4 protein-coding genes are annotated in these 5,489 nt (G+C 41.1%); all 4 read right to left on the reverse strand.

Annotated features, from left to right (window positions below; genetic code table 11):
* Nucleotides 1-66: 66 nt before the first annotated feature.
* Nucleotides 67-1,587 (reverse strand): circadian clock protein KaiC, encoded by a 1,521-nt coding sequence (kaiC, locus tag PX636_RS14250; protein WP_002797104.1) that lies wholly within the window; start codon nt 1,585-1,587, stop codon nt 67-69.
* 254 nt (nt 1,588-1,841) lie between these two features.
* Complete coding sequence (locus tag PX636_RS14255; protein WP_002761637.1) at nt 1,842-2,369, reverse strand: Pycsar system effector family protein; 528 nt, start codon at nt 2,367-2,369, stop codon at nt 1,842-1,844.
* A gap of 244 nt (nt 2,370-2,613) precedes the next feature.
* On the reverse strand, nt 2,614-3,537 hold the full coding sequence (locus tag PX636_RS14260) for a branched-chain amino acid transaminase (protein WP_002797102.1): 924 nt from the start codon (nt 3,535-3,537) through the stop codon (nt 2,614-2,616).
* 22 nt (nt 3,538-3,559) lie between these two features.
* Nucleotides 3,560-5,320 carry a M61 family metallopeptidase gene (locus PX636_RS14265; protein ID WP_041804174.1) on the reverse strand — a complete coding sequence of 587 codons (1,761 nt, stop codon included), beginning with the start codon at nt 5,318-5,320 and terminating at the stop codon, nt 3,560-3,562.
* Nucleotides 5,321-5,489 lie beyond the last annotated feature (169 nt).

Genomic DNA, 5,489 nt, shown 5'->3' on the forward strand with positions numbered 1-5,489 from the left:
AAACCCTACACCCCACACCCCACACCCTACACCCTACCCCCACCGAAAAACTTTTTGCCGCAAACCCTAACTACGATCCTCGAATAATCCACTCAAACGTTCTACTTCTGTTTGTGCTGTGTACATAGGAGTTCCAGCCAGAATTCCGGTAACATTGCGGAAAGGTTGACCGATGTGCATACCTTGATGATCGATCGAAAACTCACGAATATCCTTATCGTGCATAGAACCGCGCATTTTTAAAACAGTGATCCCGCGGCGCATTTCTCCATACATTTCCACATAACGCAGCAGAATAATTGAATCGGTAATTGTAGAAATATGCGCTTCTGTGATCGAGGAACCTCCTAATAAAGTGGGAGTGGTGGAAGTAAATAATCCTCCCACCTCTTTTTGCTTAATAAAAGAAGTCAAACCGATAATAAATTCCCGAAATCCTTTCAGATTAGAAACCCTTTCTAAAGCAGATAAACTATCTACTGCCACTCGATTCGGTTGAAACTCCTCGATAATTTCCTTCATCATAATTAAATGATTTTCTAAACCCGTAGTTTCGGGATAACGGCAGACTACCTTTAATTTACCTTCCTTTTCCATGCGGTCATAATCCACACCCCAACCGGTAGCATTTCTAAATAACTGTTCGCGACTTTCCTCGAAGGCAAAAATTAAACATCTTTCCCCATTGGTTACTCCCCCGGCCATAAATTCTGTCACCATCAGGGTTTTTCCCGTTCCCGTGGCTCCTGAAACCAAAATAACCGAATCGCGGAAGAAACCACCCCCACACATTCTATCGAGTTCCAGACTGCCGGAAGTAATACGAATATTAGAGGATTTTTGTTCTAATTCAATGGCTGATAAAGGAATAATCACGGCCCCTTTGTTGGGAATAATTGTAAAAGGAAATTCTCCTTTTTGGTGATCGGTTCCCCGATATTTTAAAATTTCGATCGTCCTTCTTCTTTTCTCATCGGTTAAAACGTTGCGTAAAATCACCACATTATCGGCCACAAACTCCTCCACCCCATAACGACTGATTTCGCCGTATTCTTGGGTTCTTTCTGCGGTCATAATCGCTGTTACTTCCAATTCTCGCAAAGCGGTTGCCAGACGAAAAAGATCACTTCTCACTTGAGCGCTATCACTTAAATGGCTGAAAATTGCGCCTAAAGAATCCATAGACACCCGTTTGGCTTTATTTTTGCGGATAGCAAACTCAATGCGAGCGATTAATGCGCCTAGGTCGTATTCTCCCGTCACCATCGGCTTTTCTTCCGGTTGGGGGGAAGCATCGACAAAGGCCCATTGACGATTCTCCTCCCACTGCCGGATATTCCAACCAAAACCACCCATATTTTTTCTTAGTGCTTGGGGTGGCTCCTCGAAGGTGACAAAAACGCCATTTTCTCCATTTTTGATGCCTTCTGCCAGAAATTGACAGGCAAAAACCGTTTTAGCACTTCCTGCCGTCCCCGCTATCAAAGTTGCTCGTCCTTTCGGTAATCCCCCTTCCGAAAGAAAATCAAAGCCGGGGATTCCTGTTTCTAACTTCTCAATCAACTCTAGGGGATTATTTTGCGTCATTTAAGTTCTCTATGAAAACGAGCCAATGTTTATTGTACCTATTTCAGTGACCGGCGATACCGGAAATTTATCCCTAGTTGGGGTGTATCAAGAAAATTCAGTGAGCGTTGTTAACTTTTATGACAATATCGACTAGATTATCCACATTATCTGCTGAGAATTTCTCGAATATAAATGATCAATAAATAATCCCAAGAGCTTATTTTTCAAGAAAATATTAAGTAGGCTGTGTTAGCGCAGTAAGGTAGTTAGGGTTATATCCCCGCACAAAATTTACCCAAAACAGGAATAGAAATAAAAATCATCTCATCTAATAAAAACAAGATTACTGCTGTTACTATCGTCCTAATTGCCCAATTTAATCTAATTGCTTTTTGCTCTCTAATTTTAGAGATTATAACTAAAGTTTCTGTTTGTAAATATTGTATTAAAGCCGTTAGATAGTCTTCTTCCTCTGCTTGGTTCCATTCCTCAGCAAGCAATTGTTCTGGTAGGATAATTTCACCACCCACTACTGGGGATAGACCCCATAATCCTAAGCCAATAGTAATAATTGTGAATAAATAAGCCAAAAATTTCAAAAGATAGCAGCTAAGACAAGGATAAATAGACTGGTTACATTCAAGGGAAACTATATAAGCAGGTAAATCTTTGCCAAAATTAACCAAAACACCGCTAATAGTCAGAATCAAAGTAAGTTTTGTATTTAGTTGATTAATACTATCCTTGACAACTTTGATAGAGTTTAAGGTATAATCATAGGTAAGCCGAATATTTGTCATACTTATTTGCTCTACTATGGAACATACAACCGATAATAATCAAAATCAGCAAAAAACCGACAATCAACAAGAAAAAACAGCAACAGGGAAGAAACCCGTGCTGAAGATTGATCCTAAGAGAACTATACCCTACATACAGGAAGGAATCAAACCGAAAAATAGATAAATTCTGTTTATTTCAGGGTTCCTTGAGATGCGTAAAATGATGACGCATCTCAAGGAAAAATCAAGTAAATTTCTCTAACTATAAAGGAACTTGAGTAATCCAATCTTGATACTTTGGTTCCTGATTAAGAACGATAGAACTTAACTTTTCTTTTAACTGATAAGTAATCGGTTTAGCCGCAGGTAAAGAAAAAGTTTCAATCCTTTTAATCGGAGTAATTTTCGCCGCAGTGCCACTTAAAAACACCTCATCAGCGATAAATAACTCCGTCTTATCTACGGGTCTTTCAATAACCGGAATACCCAAATCCCGCGCAATAGTTAAAACACTATCTCTAGTAATCCCCTCTAGGATATCTTGGTCAAAACTAGGAGTAATTAGCTGACCATTTCTGATGATAAAAATATTCATTCCCGTCGCTTCACAGACCTTGCCTTGGGAATTCATTAAAATTGCCTCATCAAACCCCGATTCTACCGCTTCCGTTTTTGCTAAAGCAGAAGTGATATAAGCGGCGCTAATTTTACCTCGCAACGGGAAACTTCTATCTTCTTGACGATACCAAGAACTAATCCGACAGTTAACCCCATCGGCTGCTAAATAATCATCCATTTCTAGACCATAGACTAGAAAATCCTTCTCGATACCATGCAATCGCGGGGCAATTCCCAACCCGGAACTATAGACAAGGGGACGAATATAAAAAGGTCGATGACACTGATTCTTTTTAACAAAATCGATAATTATTTGATAGATTTTATCGGCAGGAATCTCGTAATTAAGAAACTTAGCACTTTGACTTAAACGCTGACAATGACGTTCTAATCTAAATAATAATATCTGTCCAGCATTGTTAGGGTCGGGAGTACCTCGTAAACCCCCAAAAGCGGCAGTTCCGTAGTGTAGTGCGTGGGTAGCAACGGATAACTTTGCCTCGCTAAAAGGGATAAATTTATTCTCAAAATAGGCGAGAGGAAGGAAAGGAATTTCGGTAATAGACATTTTTTTTTGATTGAACCAAGAACTAAACGGGATTTACCCATGCGGAAAAATTTTGTTTCTGGCTATTAGAAGGATTTTCTACCCTGATAATTTCATAGCGAATCGTCTGCGGGGCAGCCAGTGGAACAGCAAGGGTTCGCAATTCATCGAGATGAAAGACTGTTATCTGAATAATATCACCTGCGCGGTAGTCTTTTAATCTTTCGTTTAACTGTTCCGCCGTCACCCGCAATCCATCGATAGCCAATAACTCATCATCAGCATTAATTCCCGCTTTTTGGCAAGGGGAACCCATCTCGACAAATTTAATTATTTCTTTACCCGCTTCACTCTGTAGCCGCATTCCCAGATAAGGTATCGTCTCCCCATTGTCAACACCCCGCAGATAGAGTCCAAAAGGTTCAAGATATTGATTAAAGGGTAATTCTTCTAAACCGTCGATATAACGGCGGTAGAAGTCGCTTAAATCCACCCCTGCGGCAGATTCGAGAATTGCCTGCAACTCCCCATCGGTATAACCAATCTCCTCTTTACCGAAATGTTGCCACATCGAGCGTAAAACATCATCGAGGGAACGACGGTTATCGGTGTGGGTGCGAATTAGTAAATCGAGAAGCAGCGACAATAATTCCCCCTTGAGATAGTAGGAAATTTGACTATTATCGCTATTGCTATCCCGTCGGTAGAGTTTTATCCAGGCATCGAAACTCGATTCGCCTAGAGGTTGGACAAGACGACCGGGTATATTGAGATAACGGGTGATTTCTTTGCTTAAAAGCTCTAAAAAAGTCTTACTATCGTATATTCCCGCCCGTAGAGGGATTACTATATCGTAATAACTGGTGGTTCCTTCGGCAAACCAGAGGGAAGAAGTATAATTTTCTGCATCATAATCGAAGCTTTCTAAAGCTTTTGGGCGAATACGCTTGATATTCCAGAGATGAAAGAACTCATGGGCGACTAATTGCAGAAAACGATTATATTTATCCTTATCTCGCAATCCCAAACGCGCATAGTTAAGGGTACAGGAATTTTTATGTTCTAGTCCCCCGTAACCAGCCGCCGAAAGATGTAGCAAAAAGAGATAATTATCATAAGGGAGTCCACCGAACATAGCCGACTCGGTTTGAATAATTTTAGTGGTATCGGCGATAATTTGACTAGGATTGGCGTTTCCCCGTCCCCAGATAGCTAATTGATGGGGTTTTCCCTCGACGACAAAATCGTATAACTGATGAATCCCCACCTCCACAGGACTGTCCACTAGGGTATCAAAATCGGGAACGTGAAAGGTGTTTTTCTGTCCGGATAAAGATTTTAAGGCAGTGGTAACGCGCCAATCGCCATGGGGGGGGATAATTGTCAGGGTGAGGGGATGTTTTTGATAATCGGGGATATAGAAAAATAAAGCAGCCCCGTTGAAGTAACCGTGAGTATCATCGAGATGGTTGGTTCTGACGGTTAAATCGTGGGCAAAAACGCGATATTTGACCGTTATTTCGGAACTGTCACCATTGTCAATCTGCCAGTGATTTTTAGCAACTTTGCGACTGTTAAGGTTAATAGCTTGAAAATCTTGAACTAAACGGGAGTATTCCCGCACTAGATAGGAACCGGGAGTCCAAACCGGCATTTTTAGGTTTAAAATCGGAGCTTGCCAACCGGTAATCTGTAGAGTAACTTCAAAGAGGTGTGAAGTCGGTTCCGGCATAGCCACTTGATAGCTGAGACTTAAACGGGTTGAGGAGACGGTAGTGGGGGAAATAAGACTGGTCATCGGCATTAAACGGCTTTTAAGTTATTCTACTAAATCCAGTTATTAAAAACTGATTATTTATTCCCCCTTTTGCATGACTGCCTCTCCTGATATGTAGCCTATACTCAACGGATGGCCGTATTACTTCCGATTTTATCACTCAATCCAAGCCTTTGGGGGGTAGAACCCCCAAACT

It is taken from the genome of Microcystis sp. M53598_WE2, from assembly GCF_030067735.1.
Taxonomy (GTDB): domain Bacteria; phylum Cyanobacteriota; class Cyanobacteriia; order Cyanobacteriales; family Microcystaceae; genus Microcystis; species Microcystis aeruginosa.